This is a genomic window from Bradyrhizobium sp. LTSP885 (genome assembly GCF_000938305.1).
Classification (GTDB): domain Bacteria; phylum Pseudomonadota; class Alphaproteobacteria; order Rhizobiales; family Xanthobacteraceae; genus Bradyrhizobium.
Genome location: NZ_JYMT01000020.1, coordinates 1 through 19,552, shown reverse-complemented (window position 1 = coordinate 19,552; position 19,552 = coordinate 1). Strand labels below are relative to the sequence as shown.

Below are 19,552 nucleotides of genomic sequence, written 5' to 3'. Positions count from 1 at the left end.
GAGGCGGCCCATCACCCCGACCCTCTCCCCGCAAGAGCGGGGCGAGGGCAGCCTCAGTTCATCGGTTGGAACGCACGCGCGTTGGCGTCGATCTGCTGCCGGCTCGGCGGCACGTGCCCAAACGGCGCATGCTCGAACCAGAGATTTCCATCGGTTCCGAGCACGACGACGTTCTGCGCATCGACCGCGCGGAACGACTGCACTTTGCTGTCGATCTGCGTCCGCGGAGGGACGCGGCCGGTGCGCGCGAACGGGGAGTGTTCGTGCCAGAGGTTTCCATCGGTGCCGAGGACGATGAGATTGTCGGTATCCAGCGCCTGAAATCCGGCCACGTTCTGGTCAATGAACTGGCGCGCCGGCGGCACGTTGCCAAACGGCGCATGCTCCAGCCACAGCCTGCGGTCGCTGCCGAGGACGACGATAGTGTTGACGTCGAGCGCGGCGAAAGACAGGACGTTGCTGTCGATCTGTGTTCGCGGCGGGACCCGGCCGGTACGTGCGAACGGGGAGTGCTCATGCCAGAGGTTTCCATCGGTGCCGAGGACGATGAGATTGTCCGTATCCAGCACCTGGAAGCCGGCCACGTTCTGGTCGATGAATTGACGCGCCGGAGGGACGTTGCCGAATGGCGCCTTCTCAAGCCACAGCCGCCGGTCGGTGCCGAGAACAGCGACGGTCCCGGCATCCAGTCCGTGAAACGCCATCACGTCGGCGTCGACCTGGACTCGCGGCCCGACACGGTCCAGCCGCGGAAACGGCGGATGCTCGAGCCACAGTTTTCCGTCACTGCCGAGCACAAGGATGTTCTGCTCGTCGAGCGCCTGAAACGTCGACACGTTTTGATCGATGAAATTGCGGGCAGGGGGGACGTGACCGAAGGGACTGTGCTCCAGCCACAAGCGTTGATCGGTTCCAAGGACGAAGACGTCTGACATGGCATTGCTCCAGTTGGTGGTTTCAATGCGGTCAGTATGGCGCGTGGCGGGAGGCGCAGTAGTGATGTTTCTCACATAACAACTTTAAGGAGAATTTGAATCGTCGGCCTATGCCAGCAGATCGTCGTACGCCGGATACTTCTTCATGAAGCCCTGGATGAATTCGCATTTGACGACGAGCTTGCGGCCTTGCGCACGTACTGCCTCCAACGTAGCGCGCGCGAGCTTCGAGCCGATGCCCCGGCCGCCGAGTTCGGGCGGCACCTCGGTGTGGACGAGGGTGATCGTGTCAGGCGACTTGCGATAGACGACGAAGGCGATGGCGCCGTCGGCCTCCAGCTCGAACCGGCTCTGTGCCTCGTTGTCGCGGAATGTCTCGGCCATGGTCCGGTGCTCGCGGTTACTTGTTCTGCGCGCCTTCGGCGGCTGGAAACACCACCCGATCGTCGGTGCGGCAATAGCGGTCGGCGAACATGCGGCCGATCGGGTGATAGCGCTCCATATGCACGCGCATGGCGTCGCGATCCCACAGCTCGTCGCGGATGTAGAAATTGATACCTTCGCCCATGATGAGCTGGCGGTCGCCGTTGACGTCGATCAGCTTCCAGGTCTTGCACTCCATCGCGAAAGGCGCGTCGGCGAGCCGCGGCACTGCGACCTTGCTCGACGGCGCGAGCTTCAGCCCGAGATAGGAGGGCTCGCCGATCTCGGGCGGAAAGTCACCGCTACTCTCGTGCATCGCGCGCGCTAGCGGCTCGTCGGTGAGATGGACCACGAACTCGCCTGATTTCTGGATGTTGATGAGCGTGTCCTTCTCCCGGCCGTCGGGGCGCCGGTTGACCGCGAACATGCAGAGCGGCGGGTCTTCGCAGAACACGTTGAAGAAGGAGAACGGCGCGGCATTGACGACGCCGTTCGGGCCCACGCTCGTCACCCACGCGATCGGCCGCGGCAACACGAACGAGGCGAGCACCTTGTAGCGTTCGCGCTGGGTGAGGTCGCTGGCGGCGTATTCCATGGCGAGGTCCTGGTCGGCTGCCGTAGGGTGGGCAAAGCGAAGCGTGCCCACCATCAAGTGTCGTGCTCGCGAAGGTGGGCACGCTTTCGCTTTGCCCACTCTACGAAGTTCTCCCCGCAAAGAGCGGGGAGAAGGAGAAGAGCTACGCCATGCTCAGTTCATGCCGGCCGACCACCATCCAGTGCACCTCGTCCGGACCGTCGGCGAAGCGGAGGTGGCGGACGTCCTGGTACATTTCGGCGAGCGGGGTCCATTGCGAGATGCCGGTGGCGCCGTGCATCTGGATCGCCTGGTCGATCACTTTGCAGGCGCGCTCGGGGATCATGGCCTTGACCATCGAAACCCAGACACGCGCCTCCTTGTTGCCGAGCACGTCCATCGCCTTCGCCGCCTTCAAGACCATCAGCCGCATCGATTCGATCTCGCAGCGCGCCTGCGCGATGATCTGCATGTTGCCGCCGAGATGGGCGATCTTCTTGCCGAACGCCTCGCGGGTCAGGCCACGCTGCACCATCATGTCGAGCGCCTTCTCGGCCTTGCCGATCGTGCGCATGCAGTGATGGATGCGGCCCGGGCCGAGGCGGACCTGCGAGATTTCGAAGCCGCGGCCCTCGCCGAGCAGGATGTTCTCCTTTGGTACGCGCACATTGTTGAAGCGCAGATGCATGTGGCCGCGCGGCGCGTGGTCGTGGCCGAACACGTGCATCGGACCCAGGATCTCCACGCCGGGCGTGTCCTTTGGCACCAGGATTTGCGACTGCTGCTTGCTCGGGGCCGCGTCCGGATTGGTCTTCACCATCACGATCATGATCTTGCAGCGGGGATCGCCGAGGCCGGAGATGTAATACTTCTCGCCGTTGATCACCCACTCGTCGCCGACCAGCTTTGCGGTGGTCGAGATGTTCTTGGCGTCGGAGGAGGCGACGTTCGGTTCGGTCATCGCATAGGCCGAACGGATCTCGCCGTTGAGCAGCGGCTTCAGCCACTTCTCCTTCTGCTCCTTGGTGCCGATGCGCTCCAGCACCTCCATGTTGCCGGTGTCGGGCGCCGAGCAATTCATGGACTCCGACGCCAGCGGGCTCTTGCCGAGCTCGGCGGCGATATAGGCGTAGTCGAGATTGTTCAGCCCGTCGCCGGTTTCGGCGTCGGGCAGGAAGAAGTTCCAGAGGCCGACCTCCTTGGCCTTGTCCTTGGCCTTCTGCAGCACCGCGAGCTGTTCGGGCGTAAAGCTCCAGCGATCGGTCTTCTTTTCGCCGTGGCGATAGAACTCGACCGACATCGGCTCGACGGTCTCGCGGATGAACTGCTTCACATGATCGTAAAGCGGGCGGACCCGTTCCGACATCCGCAGATCGTTCAGCTCATCGCCCGGGCTGAGCGTGTAATTGGTGGTGCGGGGCACATAGGCGTGTTTCATTGTTGTTTCTCCCATCGGCGAAGGCGCGTGTTGCGGCGGACAATAGACGCGGGCCGCGTCTAGCGCGAGCCGATTTTCGCGATGATCTCTACCGCATCGCGGAATATGACGGCGGCGCTTCAAACAATGTTTGAACGCCGTCGCCTGCGACGCAAAGCGTCGCGCACGGACTCACACCATCCGGTGCATCGCGCAAATCTTGTTGCCGTCAGGATCGCGCAGATAGGCCAGATACAGCTTGCCGGCAGCACCTTCGCGGACGCCGGGCGGGTTTTCGCAAGGCTTGCCGCCGGCAGCGACGCCGGCCGCGTGCCAGGCCTCGACCTGCTCGGGCGAATGGCAGGCAAAACCGATCGTACCGCCATTGGCGTGCGTCGCGGGCTCGCCGTCGATCGGCTTGGAGACCGAGAAAACACCGGTCTTGGTGATGTAGAAAATGCGGTGACCGTCGACCCTCGCTGGCCGGACGTCGACCGTGGAGAGCAGCGCGTCATAGAACGCCTTGGCCTTGTCGAGGTCGTTGGTGCCGATCATCACGTGCGAAAACATTTCTTGAATCCCCCCTGTTGCTTATGGCGCGAACGCTAGCAGCAGTTTCGCCGCGACGGAAGTGGAGGCGCGCCCATCGGCACCCGGCTTTCCCTGCGCCTTCTACTTCCAGAGAGGGCGGAACGAAAAGCAAGACTCGGGCAAATCATGTCGCGAGACAGCGGATACACGACTCACAAATCGCGCCACATATTCGCTGTCGTCCCGGGCTTGACCCGGGACCCATAACCACAAATGCCAGTTATTGCGCACGCTGGGGCCACAGCTCATCTCAACAACACAACCCTGTGGTTATGGGTCCCTGCTTTCGCAGGGACGACGGCTGTGGGTGCGGCCGAGCGCCAGCCTAAAACGCCGTATACCCGCCGTCGATCACGAAACAATCCGCGGTATGATACGACGACGCCTTGCTCATGAGGTAGACCGCGATGCCGCCGAAATCGCTCGGCTCCCCGAAGCGGCGCACCGGGATGCGCGGCATCACGTTGGCGACGAATTTGTCGTTGGCCATGATGCCTGCGGTCATGTCGCTTTTGATCCAGCCGGGCAGGATCGCATTCGCGGTGACGCCGTGGCGCGCCAGCTCGACGCCGAGCGCGCGGCACAGCGCGTTCAGCGCCGCTTTGGTGCCGGCATAATGTTCGTTGCGCGCGGTGCCGAACAGCGAGGCCAGGCTCGAGGTCGCGACCAGCCGGCCGAAACCGTCGCCGGCCTCGGCGCGCTCGGTCATGTGGCGCGCGGCGACCTGGAACACATGGAAGACGCCGTCGAGATTGGTCGCGAACATTTTTCGCCATTCCTCCTCGGTGCGGTCGATGAAGGCGCGCCGTCCGCCGCCGCCGATCCCGGCATTGGCAAAACAGCCGTCGACGCGGCCGAAGGTGTCGAGCGTTGTCTTCATCGCGGTCTTGACCGAACCGGGATCGCTGACGTCGCAGAATTGCGTGACGACCTTGCCGGGTCCGGCCGCCATAGAGGCCGCCGCGTTGGCGTTCTTCTCGGCGTTGCGGCCCCAGATCGCGACGTTGCAGCCGGCGGCGTTGAGTGCCTGCGCGATGCCGAGGCCGATGCCGCCATTGCCGCCGGTGATGACTGCGACGCGGCCGGTGAGGTCGAAGATGCTACTCATTGGGGTTTCCATTTGGTTTGGCGCGCGTTAATCACGCGTCCGAGGATGGGCTTGGCCGCAACCATGGACAAGCCCGGTACAAAAATCAAATATGGGTCGGAACACAATGCGACGCGTGACCCACGCGGCACAACTGACGGAGGAAACCATGCAGTTCAAACACGTCACGCTCGACTTCGACGGATCGGTCGCGATCCTCAAGCTCGACCACCAGGAGGTCATGAACGCGGTCTCGATGGACATGCTGGGCGGCCTCGCCGAGGCGCTCGATGCGATCGACGACAAGCGCGAGGAGGTGCGCTGCCTGGTGATCACGGGTGCGGGCCGCGCGTTCTGCACCGGTGCCAATTTGCAGGGCCGCAACGCCCAGCAGAAACCCGGCAAGAGCAACGCCGGCGCGTCGCTCGAGACCGGCTTCCATCCGTTCCTGCGCCGGCTGCGCAAGCTGCACTGCCCGATCGTCACGGCCGTGAACGGCCCGGCCGCCGGCGCCGGGATGAGCTTCGCACTGATGGGCGACCTGATCCTGTGCGCGCGCTCGTCCTACTTCCTGCAGGCGTTCCGCCGTATCGGCCTGGTGCCGGATTGCGGCTCGACCTGGCTGCTGCCGCGGCTGATCGGCAAGGCGCGCTCGGTCGAGCTGTCACTTCTCGGCGAGCGGCTGCCTGCCGAGAAAGCCCTGGAATGGGGCCTCATCAACCGCGTCTATGACGACGGCGTGCTGATGGAGGAGACGATGAAGCTCGCGCATGAGCTCGCCAACGGTCCGACGGTCGCGCTCTCGCTGATCCGAAAACTGTACTGGGACAGCCCGGAGAATTCGTTCGAAGATCAGCTCAATCTCGAATTCGAGTCGCAGAGGATCGCCGGCGGCGCCGAGGATTTCAAGGAAGGTGTCACCGCATTCCTGGAAAAGCGACCGGCGAAGTTCAAAGGCAAATGATCGAGACCGAACTCGGGCGCTGCGTCGCCACCTTCCATCCCGGCGCGACCGGCGTCACTGGTGCGGCAAAATTGTCCGGCGGCGCCAGCCAGGAGACCTGGACGTTCGACATCGTGCATCCTGACGGCCCTGTTGGCGCGATCCTGCGCCGCGCGCCGCCGGGCTATGGCGCGGCGCCGGGACGTGCCGCCGGCCTCGATGCGGAAGCTGTGCTGATGCAACTTGCCCATGATGCCGGCCTGCCATCGCCGAAGGTGATGCATGTCTTGAGGCCGGAAGACGGCCTCGGCCGCGGTTTCATCATGGCGCGCATCGAGGGCGAGACCATCGCGCGCAAGATTTTGCGCGACGAGGAATATGCCGGCGCACGCCCGATCCTGGCGCGCCAGCTCGGCCGCGTCATCGCCGGCATCCATGGCCTGCCGCGCGCGAAGTTGCCGCAACTGCGCAGCATGTCGGCGACAAAGGAGATCGACGATCTCGAGCGCGAGTACCGCAGCTTCAATTGGCCGCGGCCGGTGTTCGAGCTGGCGCTGCGCTGGCTGCGCGATCACGATCCCGGCCCGTCGTCGGAGGTGACGCTGGTGCATGGCGATTTTCGCCATGGCAATCTGATCATCGGGCCCGATGGCGTCCGCGCCGTGCTCGATTGGGAGCTCGCGCATTTCGGCGATCCGATGGAGGATCTCGGCTGGATCTGCGTCAACTCCTGGCGCTTCGGCGAAATCGACAAGCCGGTCGGCGGTTTTGGCACACGCGAGGATCTGTTCGCCGGCTACGCGGAGGCCGGCCGCAAGGCCGATCCTGATAGGGTGATGTTCTGGGAAGTCATGGGCACGCTGCGCTGGGGCGTGATGTGCTGCGGCATGATGCAGCGTTTTCGTTCCGGCCCGGACCATTCGATGGAGCGCGCGATGATCGGGCGACGGTCGTCGGAGACCGAGATCGATTTGTTACGGCTGTTGGCCCCACGAGGGAAATGACCATGCAGGACGAACCGACACCCACCGAGCTGATCAAGGCCGTTGCCGATTTCCTGCGCAGCGAGATCACGCCCGTCATCAAGGGCCACAACGCCTTCAAGCTCCGCGTCGGCATCAACGCGCTCGATCTGGTGACAAGGCAGCTGGCGCTGGCGGACCAAGGCGACGCCGCGGAAGCGGCGCGGCTGAAGCAATTGTTTGAGGCCGACGGCGCGCTGCTGGAACTGAACCGCACCCTGTCGGAAAAAATCGCGAGCGGCGAGGTGGATTTGAAGACGCCGGGGCTGGCGGAGCATCTCTGGCAGACCACGATGGACAAGCTCGCGGTCGATCAACCGAACTACGCGTCGTACAAGAGGGAACTTGGAACGAAGTAAGATGTATCGTCATTGCGAGCGAAGCGAAGCAATCCATCTCGCCACTTGCGGAGACATGGATTGCTTCGTCGCTTCGCTTCTCGCAATGACGAGGGGCCTATTTCCCCAGCCACTTCGGCGGCCGCTTCTCCGAAAACGCCTTGGGTCCCTCGATGTAATCCTGCGAGGCCGCCATTGCCTTCACCGCCGGATATTCGCGCTGCTCGGTGATCGCTTGTTCCAGCGAGCCTTCGAGACCCCGCTGGATCGCCTGCTTGGAAGCGCGGATCGACATCGGCGAGTTCTTGGTGATGGTCTCGGCCCAGCGCTCAGCGGCGGCGAGCGCTTCGCCCTGCGGGACGACTTCGTTGACGAAGCCGAGCTCGAGGCCCTCCTTGGCGCTGACATGGCGTGCGGTGAGGATCATGCCCATGGCGCGCTTCAGGCCGATCTGCCGGGGCAAGCGATGCACGCCGCCGGCGAGCGCCGCGAGGCCGACCCGCGGTTCGGGCAGGGCGAAGGTCGCATTCTCCGACGCGATGATCAGATCACAGGCCAGCGCGATCTCGAATCCGCCGCCCATCGCGACGCCGTTGACGGCGGCGATGATCGGCTTGTCGCAATCGAAGCGCGAGGTGAGGCCGGCAAAGCCGCCCTTGTCCCAGCCGCGCTTGCCGCCCGCCGCCTGCCACTTCAGATCGTTGCCGGCGCAGAATGCCTTGTCGCCGGCGCCGGTGACGATCGCGACCCACTGCTCGGGATCGGCGGAGAAGTCGTCGAACACCTTGTTGAGCTCGAAATGCGCGTCGATATGCAGCGCGTTGTAAACCTCGGGGCGCGACAGCGTCACGATGGTGATGGGACCCTTGCGCGTCACCTTGGAGAATTTCAGATCCATGTTGGCTCCCGTCGATTTTCTGTGGCGAAGAATATTGGTGGCATCCTAGCGCGTGCGTGCCGCCCCGTGCCATCCAATTACGCAAAGGCACCGCGCGCGCAAGCGCGATCCCCCTGCTTGACTTGGAGGGACGCTTCTCAGCTTAATCGGTCCTAAGGCGCGGGTGCGATAGCGCCTAAACGCAAAATCGAAAATCAACAATAGTTCCGGGAGAGACTGCCTTGGATTTCAATCTGCCGGCCGACCTCACAGCCTATCTCGCCGAACTCGATGGCTTCATCGAACGCGAGATCAAGCCGCTCGAAGCGGCCGACGACAACATCCGCTTCTTCGACCATCGCCGCGAATGGGCGCGCACCGATTTCGACAATGGCGGCCTGCCGCGCCATGAATGGGAGGCGCTGCTGCGCAAGGTCAAGAATCTGGCTGACGCCGCCGGTCATCTGCGTTTCGCGATCCCGAAACGCTATGGCGGCAAGGATGGCTCCAACCTCTGGATGGCGGTGATCCGCGAGCATTTCGCCTCGAAGGGTCTTGGCCTGCACAATGATCTGCAGAACGAGCATTCGATCGTCGGCAATCTGCCCATCGTCACCATGCTCGACCGCTATGGAACCGACGAACAGAAGGCGATGATCGACGGGTCCATCACCGGCAAATACCGCATCACGTTTGGTCTGACGGAGCCCGACCATGGCTCTGATGCCACCCACATGGAAACGAGGGCGGTGCCCGGGACCCGTGACAACGTCAAGGGCTGGATCATCAACGGCGAGAAGATGTGGACCACCGGCATGCATGTCGCCACGCATTGCGCGCTGTTTACCCGCACCTCAGGCGATGACGGCGACGCCCGCGGCATCACTTGCCTTCTGGTGCCGGCGAAATCGCCGGGCGTGAAGGTTGAGGAATACATGTGGACCTTCAACATGCCGACCGATCACCCGCGGGTCAGCTTCACCGACGTGTTCGTGCCTGACGATGCGCTATTCGGCGAGGTCGGCCGCGGCCTGTCGCTGGCGCAATGTTTCGTCCACGAGAACCGCATCCGCCAGGCCGCAAGCTCGCTCGGCGCCGCCGTCTACTGCATCAACGAGAGCGTGAAATATGCGCGCGAGCGAAAGCCGTTCGGCAAGGCGCTGGCGGAGAACCAGGCGATCCAGTGGCCGCTGGTCGAACTGGCGACGCAGGCCGAGATGCTGCGGCTTTTGATCCGCAAGACCGCCTGGGAGATGGACCAGCTAACCCAGGCCCAGGTCGAGCACACGCTGTCGGACCGGGTCTCGATGTGCAACTTCTGGGCAAATCGTCTGTGCTGCGAAGCCGCCGACCGCGCAATGCAGGTGCATGGCGGCATGGGCTATTCACGCCACAAGCCGTTCGAGCACATCTACCGCCACCACCGCCGCTACCGCATCACCGAGGGCAGCGAGGAAATCCAGAAGCGCAAGGTGGCGGGCTTCCTGTTCGGCTACATGGGAGCGGGGAAGCACTGAAGTATTGCCCACAATACATGCTCGCCACGCCGTCATTGCGAGCGAAGCGAAGCAATCCATGCTTCGGCAAGCGGGAACATGGATTGCTTCGTCGCTTCGCTCCTCGCAATGACCTGGAGAGACCGGTGGCTCGCTTGGTGTGGCTAATTCACCTGCCGGTCTTTCCCCGCCCAATATGGATCGCGCAGATTCCGCCGCAAAATCTTGCCCGACGGGTTGCGCGGCAGGGCGGGGATGAAGTCGATCGACTTCGGCGTCTTGAAACCCGCGATGCGCTCGCGGGTGAAGTTGATGATGTCGGTCGCGGTCGCCGTCTTGCCCGGCTTCATCACCACCACGGCCTTCACCGCTTCGCCCCATTTGTCGTCGGGGATGCCGATCACAGCGGCTTCCGCGACGTCAGGATGATCGCAGATCGCGCTTTCGACTTCGGCCGGATAGATGTTCTCGCCGCCGGAGATGATCATGTCCTTGATGCGGTCGTGGATATAGAGATAGCCATCGCTGTCCATGTAGCCGGCATCGCCGGTGCGCAGCCAGCCGTCACCGTCGATGGTGCGCGCGGTCGCCTCCAGCATATTCCAGTAGCCGGCCATGTTGGAGCCCGAGCGGGTGGCGATCTCGCCGACTTCGCCCGGCGGGAGCGACTTTCCGTTCGCGTCGAGGATCGCAAGCTCGATGCCGGGCAGCGCCTTGCCGGCCGAGCGCATGCGGTCGAGTCCTTCGACATGGTCTTCCGGCGGCAGCGCGACGATCGTGCCCGTCGTCTCGGTCATGCCGTACATCTGCACGAAGCCGCATTTGAAGACCTCGATACACTCCTTCAGCAGCGCCGCCGGAATCGGCGAGGCGCCATAGAGCATGTATTTCAGCCGAGAGAAATCGACCTGCCGCGCCCGCGGCTGCCGCACCACGAACTGCATCGCAGCCGGCACCATGAACAGTTTGGTGATGCCGGACTGCTCGAAGAAATCCAGCACCTTGGTCGGATCGAACTCGCGCGCGATCACGCCACGGGCGCCGTGGTAGAGGCCCATCACGCCCCATCCGGAGCCGCCGATGTGGAAGATCGGCATCGCGACCAGCGAGACGTCGTCGGTGGTCCACCGGTTCCACTCCGGCTTCTCGGCCTCATTGCCGCTCTGCACCAGATTGAGGAAGTTGGCGTGCGACAGCATCGCCCCCTTCGGCTTTCCTGTGGTGCCCGACGTATAGAGCTGGATCGCGATGTCCTTCGGCGCGATCGCAACCCTCGGGTCATCGCCGCTCTGCGCATCGCGCCAGGCGAGATAATCGGGCCATTCCGGAGCGCCGCCTTCGGTCGTGATGATGGTGCGCACGCTGGGCAGTCTGTCGCGGATGTTGCGCACCTGCGTGATGAATTCGGGGCCGGTGAACAGCACCGGCGCCTTGCAGTCGTCGACGATGAAGGCGATCTCGGGGCCTGCGAGTCGCCAGTTCACCGGCGCCATCACCACACCGGCCTTCATCGCGCCCATCAGCAGCTCGAAATAGAAGTCGCTGTTCTTGCCGAGATAGGCGATGCGTTCGCCCTTGCTGACGCCCATGGCGATCAACGCGTTGGCGACACGGTTGGTCTTGATGTCGAACTCGGCAAACGTGGTCTGGCGGCCCTCGAACTCATAGACCAGCGCATCGCCGCGGCTTTTGGCGCGGTTGCGCACCATGTCGGCAAGGTTTGCCAGTTGCTGCGTAGCGGACATGTCTCCCCCGATGTCTTGTTTTGGTTGCGCGGAGTGTGGCGACATCTCGCGCGGAAGACAATACGGGGTGTGGCACAGGATATATCACACCGTCGTCCCGGGCTTGACCCGGGACCCATAACCACAGGATTGAGTCATCAAGCGCGCTGTGGCCCCAGCGTGCTCACTTCGAGCGGAGGTTATGGGTCCCTGCTTTCGCAGGGACGACAGCTGAGGTAGAGGCGCGAGCTGCGGCCTCAACCCCGCGCCGCGCGATCCTTCTCGTTCTGCGCCTTGATCGAGTCGCGGGCCTTGGTCCAGTCGTCGTCGCTCCAGTCGCGCAGCTGGTAGAAGTTGCCGCCCGTCGCCAGCGCCTGCGCGCCGTCCATGGCGATGGTCTCGCCATTGATCCAGTCGCAGCCGCCGGAGATCAGGAACACTGCGAGGTTCTGCAATTCCTCCATGGTGCCGACCCGGCCCATCGGGTTCATCGCCTTGGTGTTCGCGCCAGCTTCGTCGCCCGGCTTGATGCGCTTGCTCATGCCCTCGGTCGGAATTTCACCGGGTGCGATGGTGTTGAGGCGGATGCCGTGGCGGCCCCATTCGATCGCGAGCGACATGGTCATGGCGTGGATCGCCGATTTGCTCATCGCCGACGGCACCACATAGGGCGAGCCGTTGCGCACCCAGGTGACGGTGATCGACACCACGTTGCCGCGGTGGCCGCCCGCGATCCAGCGGCGACCGACCGCATGTGTCACGTAGAAGGTACCGTGCATCACGATGTTGGCGACGGCGTCGAAGCCACGCGGCGACAGCTCCTCCGAGCGCGAGATGAAATTGCCCGCGGCGTTGTTGATGAGATCGGTGAGGGGGCCGCTGGTGGTCCAGATCCCCTCGATCATCTCGTCGACGGCCATTGCGTTGCGGATGTCGACGCCGTGGCTGACCACACGGCCGCCGTACTCGGCCATCAGTTCGGTGGCGGTCTCGTCGCAGACGCTCTTGCGGCGGCCGCAGATATGGACCTCGGCCCCGAGCTGCAGGAACCGCGAAGCCATGGATTTGCCGAGGCCTGTTCCGCCTCCGGTCACGAGAATGCGTCGCCCGGCGAGAAGCTGATCGTTGAACATCGTTTCCACCCACGGGGTTGTCTGTTAATTGGTCGATTGACTAAAACCGGACAACGGCCTTTCTGTAAAGTGCCAACGAGGAAAGGCGGAGGAGATTTCAATGGAAGATCGCGTTTCGATATCGATTTCGGACGGTATCGCCGACGTGCGCCTGGTGCGCGCCGACAAGATGAACGCGCTCGATGCCGCGATGTTCGAGGCGTTGGTGGCCGCAACCGAGCGATTGTCCAAGGAAAAAACCGTGCGGGTGGTCGTGTTATCAGGCGAGGGCCGGGCGTTCTGCGCCGGGCTCGACATGGGCCGGTTCGCCGCCATGAAGGATGGCGGTAACGGGGTGCCCGGTGGTGACAAGCGCGACCTCTCCATCCGCACCCACGGCAAGGCCAACTTCGCGCAGCAGGCGGTCTGGGGCTGGCGTCAGCTTCCGGTGCCTGTGATCGCCGCGATCCACGGCGTCGCCTTCGGCGGCGGCTTCCAACTCGCGCTCGGCGCCGATATCCGCTTGCTCTCACCTGACGCGCGGATGTCGATCATGGAGATCAAATGGGGCCTGGTGCCCGACATGGCAGGCACGCCGATCCTCGCGAGCCTGGTGCGCGACGACATCCTGCGCGAACTCACTTACACCGGCCGCATCTTCTCGGCGCAGGAAGCGCAGAGCTATGGTCTCGCCACCCGGATCTGCGACGATCCGCGCGCCGCGGCGCTCGAGATGGCACGCGAGATCGCCGGCAAGAGCCCGGATGCGATCCGCGCGGCGAAGCGGATGCTGAACACTCTCTCGGTCGATCCGGCCGCCGCGCTGCTGGCGGAGTCCGTCGAACAGCAGAAGCTGCTCGGCAGCCCGAACCAGACTGAATCCGTGCGCGCGAATCTTGAGAAGCGCGCGCCAAGGTTTGCGGATGCGGGGTAACGTGCACGCTGTCATTCCGGGATGGTGCGTAAGCACCAGACCCGGAATCTCGAGATTCTCAGGTGCGCAATTGCGCACCGTAGTTCGCGCTGCGCGCGCACCGGAATGACACTTCAAAACCGACGACAGATCGGATCACAACAAATGAGCGAAACGTCCCAACCCTTCCTCGGCATTATCAGCGGCGAGCGCAAACGCGATCATGCCGCGGTCACCGAGCGCGCCGACCGCATCGCCAGCGGCCTGCACCAGCTCGGCGTCAAGCCGGGTGACAGCGTCTGCATGCTGATGCGCAACGACATCGCCTTCATCGAGGCCGCCTATGCGGCGATGCGGCTCGGCGCCTATGGTGTGCCGATCAACTGGCACTTCAAGCCAGAAGAGATCAACTACGTGCTGACCGATTCCGGCACGCGGGTCCTGATCGCCCATGCCGACATGCTGCATCCGTTGCGCGGTGCCATTCCGCCTGATGTTACGGTGCTCAGCGTGCCGACGCCGCCGGAACTCCTTGCCAACTACAAGATCGATCCCGATCATCTCGCGACGCCGGATTTCGCGGTCGATTTCGAATCCTGGCTGACGCAGCAGGCGCGCTATGACGGCCCTGCGGTGCCGCAGCCGCAGAACATGATCTACACCTCGGGCACCACGGGCCATCCCAAGGGCGTGAAACGTTTTGCGCCGACGCCGGCGCAGACCGCCAATGCCGAAGCGATGCGCGCGATGATCTACGGCCTGAAGCCGGGGGCGCGCGCGATCCTGCCCGGGCCGCTGTACCATTCGGCGCCGAATTCCTTCGGGCTGCGTTCAGGGCGGCTCGGCGGCGCGCTGGTGCTGATGCCGCGGTTCGACGCCGAGGAATTCTTAGCGCTGATCGATCGCGAGAAGATCGACACTATCTTCATGGTGCCGACCATGTTCATCCGCTTGATGAAGCTGCCGGAGGAAGTCCGCAAGACATACGACATGTCGTCGCTGCGCCACATCATCCACGCCGCCGCGCCATGCCCGGCGGACGTCAAGCGCGCGATGATCGAATGGTGGGGGCCGGTGATCTATGAATTCTATGGCTCGACGGAATCAGGCGCGGTCACCTTCGCCAATTCAGAGGATGCGCTGAAGAAGCCCGGCACGGTGGGAAAGATATCGCCCGGTGCCGAGCTGCGCTTCGTCGGCGATGACGGCAAGGAGGTGCCGCAGGGGCAGATCGGCGAGATCTATTCGCGGATATCTGGCAATCCCGATTTCACCTACCACAACAAGGCGGAGAAGCGCGCCGAGATCGACCGGCAGGGATTCATCACCTCGGGCGATGTCGGCTATATCGACGCTGACGGCTACGTCTTCATCTGCGACCGCAAGCGCGACATGGTGATTTCGGGCGGCGTCAATATCTATCCGGCCGAGATCGAGGCGGTGCTGCACGCGGTATCAGGCGTGCACGACTGCGCGGTGTTCGGCATTCCCGACGCCGAGTTCGGCGAGGCGCTGATGGCGGTGATCGAACCGCGACCCGGTGTGACGCTCGATCTTGCCGCGATCCGCGTCCAGCTCAGGACCGCGCTCGCCGACTACAAGGTGCCCAAGCATATCGAGATCCAGAGCAACCTGCCGCGCGAGGATTCCGGCAAGATCTTCAAGCGTCGGCTGCGGGACCCCTATTGGGAGCGGGCGGGGCGGAGGATTTGAGGGCCACAAGGAGGCTGTCGTCCCGGGCAAGCGAAGCGCGACCCGGGACCCATAACCACGAATGTCTGTGTTGTGCGGGCTGTGGCCCCAGCTGTTGATGAGCCGGGGCATCGGTGGTTATGGGTCCCTGCTTTCGCAGGGACGACAAGTGAGTGTGCGCCGCCTCCAAGTTCATCTTGCGCTGCGGCAAAAAACTTGCACACTCCGGGGCATTGCCGGGCAGCTTCTGGAGTAGCCAGCCATGTCTTCCCAGATCTTGCCTTCCCAGACCATGCCCTCCGAGACCGATATCCGTGCCAAGCGTGCAGAGGAGGTCAGCCTTCTTGAAAAAGCGGCACAGGAGGAGGATGCGCGGCTCCGGAACGACATCCGCCTGCTGGGGCGCATCCTGGGCGACACCGTGCGTGACCAGGAGGGGGCCGACGTGTTCGATCTGGTCGAGCGCATCCGCCAGACCTCGGTCCGGTTCCATCGTGACGAGGACAAACTAGCGCGGCACGAGCTGGAAACCATCCTCGACGGCATGTCGATCGCCGAGACGTTGCAGATCGTCCGGGCCTTCAGCTACTTCTCCCATCTCGCCAACATTGCCGAGGACCAGAACAACATCCGCCAGATGCGCAGCCGCGGCCCGGGCGGGGCGCCGCAGCTGAGCACGCTGGAGCAGACGCTGATCCATGCTCGCCAAGCCGGTATCAGCCCGGCGGACCTCCGCAGCTTCTTCAAGGGCGCGCTGGTCAGTCCGGTGCTGACGGCGCATCCGACCGAGGTTCGCCGCAAGAGCACCATGGACCGCGAGATGGAGATCGCTGATTTGCTCGATCGCCGCGAGCGATTGCAGATGACGCCGGATGAGAGCGAGACGAGTGACGAGCAGCTCCGCCGCGCCGTCGTGACGCTGTGGCAGACCAATCTGTTGCGCCGAACCAAGCTGACCGTGCTCGACGAGGTCGCCAACGGCCTGTCGTTCTACGACTACACCTTCCTGCAGGAAGTCCCGCGGCTGCATTGTGCGCTGGAGGACCGCCTGAACAAGGAAGGCGGCGAGGCCGGCGATCTGGCGTCGTTCCTGCGGATGGGGAGCTGGATCGGCGGTGACCGCGACGGCAACCCCTTCGTCACCGCAGACGTAATGCGTGGCACGCTGCGGCTGCAATCCAGCCGGGTGCTCAACTTCTATCTCGAACAGCTGCATACGCTCGGCGCCGAATTGTCGCTGGCGGCACATCTCGCCGACATTTCGGACGAGTTGCGGACGCTCGCCGAGCGCTCGCCCGACACCTCGCCGCATCGCAGCGGCGAACCCTATCGCCTGGCCGTGTCGGGCATCTATGCCAGGCTCGCGGCGACGGCGGCGAGGCTCGAGGTCGAGACCACAAGGCGGCCGGTCGGCAAGGCCGAGCCGTATCAGGGCGTCAAGGAGTTCCAGGCCGATCTCGACGTGCTCAATCGCTCGCTGATCGCGAACAATTCCGGCGTGATCGCGCGCGGCCGGTTGCGGCAGCTGCGCCGCGCCGTAGATTGCTTCGGCTTCCATCTCGCGCGGCTCGACATCCGTCAGAATTCGGCGGTGCACGAGCGTACCATTGCCGAGCTGTTGGATACCGCCAATCCCGGCACATCCTATCTGGCGCTCGGCGAGGACGCCCGCGTCAGCCTGCTGCTCAATGAGTTGCGTAGCGCGCGGCCGCTCGCCTCGCCCTTCGTCAAATATTCGGAGGAGACGCTCGGCGAACTCGCCTTGTTCCGTGCCGCGGCCGAGGCGCATGCCAAATTCGGCCCCGAGGTCATCTCCCAATGCATCATCTCGATGTGCAAGAGCATGTCCGACATGCTCGAGGTCGCGGTGCTGTTGAAGGAGGTCGGGCTGGTCAATCCGTCCGGCCGCAGCGCCATCAACATCGTGCCGCTGTTCGAGACGATCGAGGATCTGCAGGACTCCGGCGCCATCATGGACCGCATGCTGGCGCTGCACGACTACCGCAAGCTGGTCGACAGCCGCGGCGGCGTCCATGAGGTGATGCTCGGCTATTCCGACAGCAACAAGGACGGCGGCTTCGTCACCTCGGGCTGGGAGCTCTACAAAGCCGAGATCGGTCTTGTCGACGTGTTCGAGCGCCACGGCGTCCGCCTGCGCCTGTTCCATGGCCGCGGCGGATCGGTAGGGCGCGGCGGCGGCCCGAGTTATGATGCGATCATCGCGCAGCCCGGTGGCGCCGTGAACGGCCAGATCCGGATCACCGAGCAGGGCGAGATCATCTCCTCGAAATATTCCAATGCCGAGGTCGGCCGCAGCAATCTGGAAATTCTCGCCGCCGCAACGCTCGAGACCAGCCTGCTGCAGCCGCGGCAGAGCGCGCCGCGTCCTGAATATCTCAAGGCGATGGAGCAAATCTCAGCGCTCGCCTTCAAGGCCTATCGCGGCCTCGTCTACGAGACCGAGGGCTTTGCCGATTATTTCTGGGGCTCGACCGTCATCAACGAGATCGCGACGCTGAACATCGGCAGCCGTCCGGCCTCGCGCAAGAAGACGCGCGAGATCGAGGACCTCCGCGCCATCCCCTGGGTGTTCTCCTGGGCGCAATGCCGGCTGATGCTGCCCGGCTGGTATGGCTTTGGCGCGGCAGTCGAGACCTGGATCGCGGAGCACCCGGAGCAGGGCATGCCGTTCCTGCAGGAGCTCTACAAGGAATGGCCGTTCTTCCGTACGTTGCTGTCCAACATGGACATGGTGCTCGCAAAGAGTTCGATCGCGATCGCCTCGCGCTATGCGGAACTGGTGCCCGACGTCGAACTGCGCGAGAAGATCTTCGGCCGCATCCGCAGGGAATGGCATCTTTCGATCGAGACGCTGCTCGACATCATGGGCCACGAGCGGCTGCTGCAGGGCAACCCGCTGCTGGAGCGCGGAATCCGCAATCGCTTCCCCTATCTCGATCCGCTCAACCATGTGCAGGTGGAGCTATTGAAGGAGCACCGCGCGCAGAACCCCGACGAGCAGGTGCTGCGCGGGATTCAGATCACGATCAATGGCATCTCGGCGGGGCTGAGGAATAGTGGGTAGCCACCATGTCGTCCCGGCGCAGGCCCATAGGCGCTAAAATAGGATTTGCGCGTTGGATTTACGTGTGATTCCAAGAAGAGATGAGAAACGAATCGCTTGTGAACGAAGACTGGGCGCGTGTTGTTTCGCGGCTGGGCGGAGCTGAGGCTCTGGAGGCTGGCGCGCGGGAGACGAAGGCGTTTGTTCGCCCGCGCGAGATCAGCAATGCAGTCGATCTGCTGCGGCTGATCCTTGCGTATTGCCTGGGCACGAGAGGTCTGCGGTTGACGGCGGCATGGGCGACTTCGGTGGGCCTTGTCGATATCTCCAACGTGGCTCTGTTATACCGGCTGCGTCAGTCCGGGGATTGGCTTGCACAGCTGATAGGCCGGGCACTTGCGAGCGGTGCGCCGAAGGCAAGCCGCGGTCGACTGATCCGCATCGTTGACGCCACGACGGTCCCAAAAGCTGGAACCGGCGGCAGGCAGAAGAATGCGGTGTGGCGCATCCACAGTGCGTTCGATCTTCCGCAAGAACGTTTTGGTCACTTCGAGCTGACCGACGAACGCGCGGGCGAGACGCTGGACCGGATCCCGCTGATTGCCGGCGAGATCCGTCTTGCCGACCGCGCCTATCTGCAGCCGGAGCGCATGGCGTATCTGGTCGAGGCCGGTGCGGACTTCGTGATCCGCTCGGGCTGGAAGAGCGCTTGTTGGCTGGATCGCAAAGGCAATCTGATCGATCTCGTCGCCGAACTGCGCAAGGCCGCGGCACGCGGCATCATCGACCGGCCGATCTGGGTAAAACGCAAGTCTGGTGGAGCACCGCTTGCTGTGCGTTTGGTTGCCGTCAAGAAACCTGCAGATGCGGCTCAGGCTGCACGGCGCAAGGCACGCAGGACGGCTCAGAAGGGAGGCCATCGTCTCTCCAGGCAAACGCTTGATGCTGCGGATTGGGTGATCCTGGTGACCTCGCTCAAGCCCGAGGACTTCACAACCGCTGATCTGCTTGCCCTTTACCGGCTGCGATGGCGGATCGAACTCGGCTTCAAGCGGCTGAAGAGCCTGATTGGCTTGAAAGGACCTCCAGGAACTGACGAGCGGTCTGCCAGACCCCATATCCTCGCTCACCTGCTGATCATTCTTCTGCTCGAGCCGCTTGTCGACGAACTCGAGGACTCTCCCCGCTTGGCCGAAGCCGCCTAACCAGACCTGCAGCATGGCGCCTGCTCCGTCAGCTCATCGCCTCCCTGCTCCAAGCCATCATTCCCCAGCCCACAATCGCGCGTCTGCGCAGAGCCAGCCTCGCTCTCCAACGACATCTGCGCGAGCCTCCCAGACGTAA

Annotated in this window: 17 protein-coding genes; 8 read left to right on the top strand and 9 right to left on the bottom strand. The window is 63.7% G+C overall.

The window, feature by feature from the left end; all coding sequences use genetic code 11:
• Positions 1-53: 53 nt before the first annotated feature.
• From UP09_RS13250 to UP09_RS13225, 6 genes are all read right to left on the bottom strand, one after another.
• A complete protein-coding gene (locus UP09_RS13250) occupies positions 54-935 on the bottom strand; it encodes a hypothetical protein (protein WP_044538636.1) in 882 nt (293 codons plus the stop codon).
• A gap of 108 nt (positions 936-1,043) precedes the next feature.
• Positions 1,044-1,319, bottom strand: a complete 276-nt coding sequence (locus UP09_RS13245; RefSeq protein ID WP_044538635.1) for a GNAT family N-acetyltransferase — start codon at positions 1,317-1,319, stop codon at positions 1,044-1,046.
• 16 nt (positions 1,320-1,335) lie between these two features.
• Positions 1,336-1,953 carry a flavin reductase family protein gene (locus UP09_RS13240; protein ID WP_044538754.1) on the bottom strand — a complete coding sequence of 206 codons (618 nt, stop codon included), beginning with the start codon at positions 1,951-1,953 and terminating at the stop codon, positions 1,336-1,338.
• Positions 1,954-2,095: 142 nt separating this feature from the next.
• Positions 2,096-3,370 carry an acyl-CoA dehydrogenase family protein gene (locus UP09_RS13235; protein ID WP_044538634.1) on the bottom strand — a complete coding sequence of 425 codons (1,275 nt, stop codon included), beginning with the start codon at positions 3,368-3,370 and terminating at the stop codon, positions 2,096-2,098.
• A gap of 171 nt (positions 3,371-3,541) precedes the next feature.
• Positions 3,542-3,919: a VOC family protein gene (locus tag UP09_RS13230; RefSeq protein ID WP_044538633.1), complete on the bottom strand. Its 378-nt coding sequence runs from the start codon at positions 3,917-3,919 to the stop codon at positions 3,542-3,544.
• A 346-nt stretch (positions 3,920-4,265) separates the two neighbouring features.
• On the bottom strand, positions 4,266-5,048 hold the full coding sequence (locus UP09_RS13225) for an SDR family NAD(P)-dependent oxidoreductase (RefSeq protein WP_044538632.1): 783 nt from the start codon (positions 5,046-5,048) through the stop codon (positions 4,266-4,268).
• 148 nt (positions 5,049-5,196) lie between these two features.
• Between UP09_RS13225 and UP09_RS13220 the strand changes: the two genes are divergently transcribed.
• The 3 genes from UP09_RS13220 to UP09_RS13210 are packed head-to-tail and all read left to right on the top strand — an operon-like array spanning position 5,197 to position 7,351.
• Positions 5,197-5,991, top strand: a complete 795-nt coding sequence (locus UP09_RS13220; RefSeq protein WP_044538753.1) for an enoyl-CoA hydratase/isomerase — start codon at positions 5,197-5,199, stop codon at positions 5,989-5,991.
• A complete protein-coding gene (locus UP09_RS13215; RefSeq protein ID WP_044538631.1) occupies positions 5,988-6,974 on the top strand; it encodes a phosphotransferase family protein in 987 nt (328 codons plus the stop codon). Before UP09_RS13220 ends, UP09_RS13215 begins: the two co-directional genes overlap by 4 nt.
• Before the next feature lie 2 nt (positions 6,975-6,976).
• The gene (locus UP09_RS13210; protein WP_044538752.1) at positions 6,977-7,351 is read left to right on the top strand and encodes a DUF6285 domain-containing protein; all 375 of its coding nucleotides are present in this window, start codon (positions 6,977-6,979) and stop codon (positions 7,349-7,351) included.
• Between the two features lie 97 nt (positions 7,352-7,448).
• Here the strand turns inward: UP09_RS13210 and UP09_RS13205 are convergent, their stop codons facing one another.
• Positions 7,449-8,228, bottom strand: coding sequence for an enoyl-CoA hydratase-related protein (locus tag UP09_RS13205; RefSeq protein WP_044538630.1), 780 nt, complete (start codon positions 8,226-8,228; stop codon positions 7,449-7,451).
• 221 nt (positions 8,229-8,449) lie between these two features.
• Between UP09_RS13205 and UP09_RS13200 the strand changes: the two genes are divergently transcribed.
• Positions 8,450-9,724, top strand: coding sequence for an acyl-CoA dehydrogenase family protein (locus UP09_RS13200; RefSeq protein ID WP_044538629.1), 1,275 nt, complete (start codon positions 8,450-8,452; stop codon positions 9,722-9,724).
• 143 nt (positions 9,725-9,867) lie between these two features.
• Here the strand turns inward: UP09_RS13200 and UP09_RS13195 are convergent, their stop codons facing one another.
• A complete protein-coding gene (locus UP09_RS13195; protein ID WP_044538628.1) occupies positions 9,868-11,448 on the bottom strand; it encodes a fatty acid--CoA ligase in 1,581 nt (526 codons plus the stop codon).
• A gap of 236 nt (positions 11,449-11,684) precedes the next feature.
• On the bottom strand, positions 11,685-12,560 hold the full coding sequence (locus UP09_RS13190) for an SDR family oxidoreductase (protein WP_044538626.1): 876 nt from the start codon (positions 12,558-12,560) through the stop codon (positions 11,685-11,687).
• Between the two features lie 100 nt (positions 12,561-12,660).
• On the opposite strand from UP09_RS13190, the gene UP09_RS13185 reads away from it, so the two are divergent.
• From UP09_RS13185 to UP09_RS13170, 4 genes are all read left to right on the top strand, one after another.
• Positions 12,661-13,473 (top strand): crotonase/enoyl-CoA hydratase family protein, encoded by an 813-nt coding sequence (locus UP09_RS13185; protein ID WP_044538625.1) that lies wholly within the window; start codon positions 12,661-12,663, stop codon positions 13,471-13,473.
• A 144-nt stretch (positions 13,474-13,617) separates the two neighbouring features.
• Positions 13,618-15,165, top strand: coding sequence for an acyl-CoA synthetase (locus UP09_RS13180; protein ID WP_044538624.1), 1,548 nt, complete (start codon positions 13,618-13,620; stop codon positions 15,163-15,165).
• A gap of 256 nt (positions 15,166-15,421) precedes the next feature.
• Positions 15,422-18,229, top strand: a complete 2,808-nt coding sequence (gene ppc / locus UP09_RS13175) for a phosphoenolpyruvate carboxylase (RefSeq protein ID WP_156164589.1) — start codon at positions 15,422-15,424, stop codon at positions 18,227-18,229.
• A gap of 80 nt (positions 18,230-18,309) precedes the next feature.
• On the top strand, positions 18,310-19,413 hold the full coding sequence (locus UP09_RS13170; RefSeq protein WP_044535962.1) for an IS4 family transposase: 1,104 nt from the start codon (positions 18,310-18,312) through the stop codon (positions 19,411-19,413).
• Positions 19,414-19,552 lie beyond the last annotated feature (139 nt).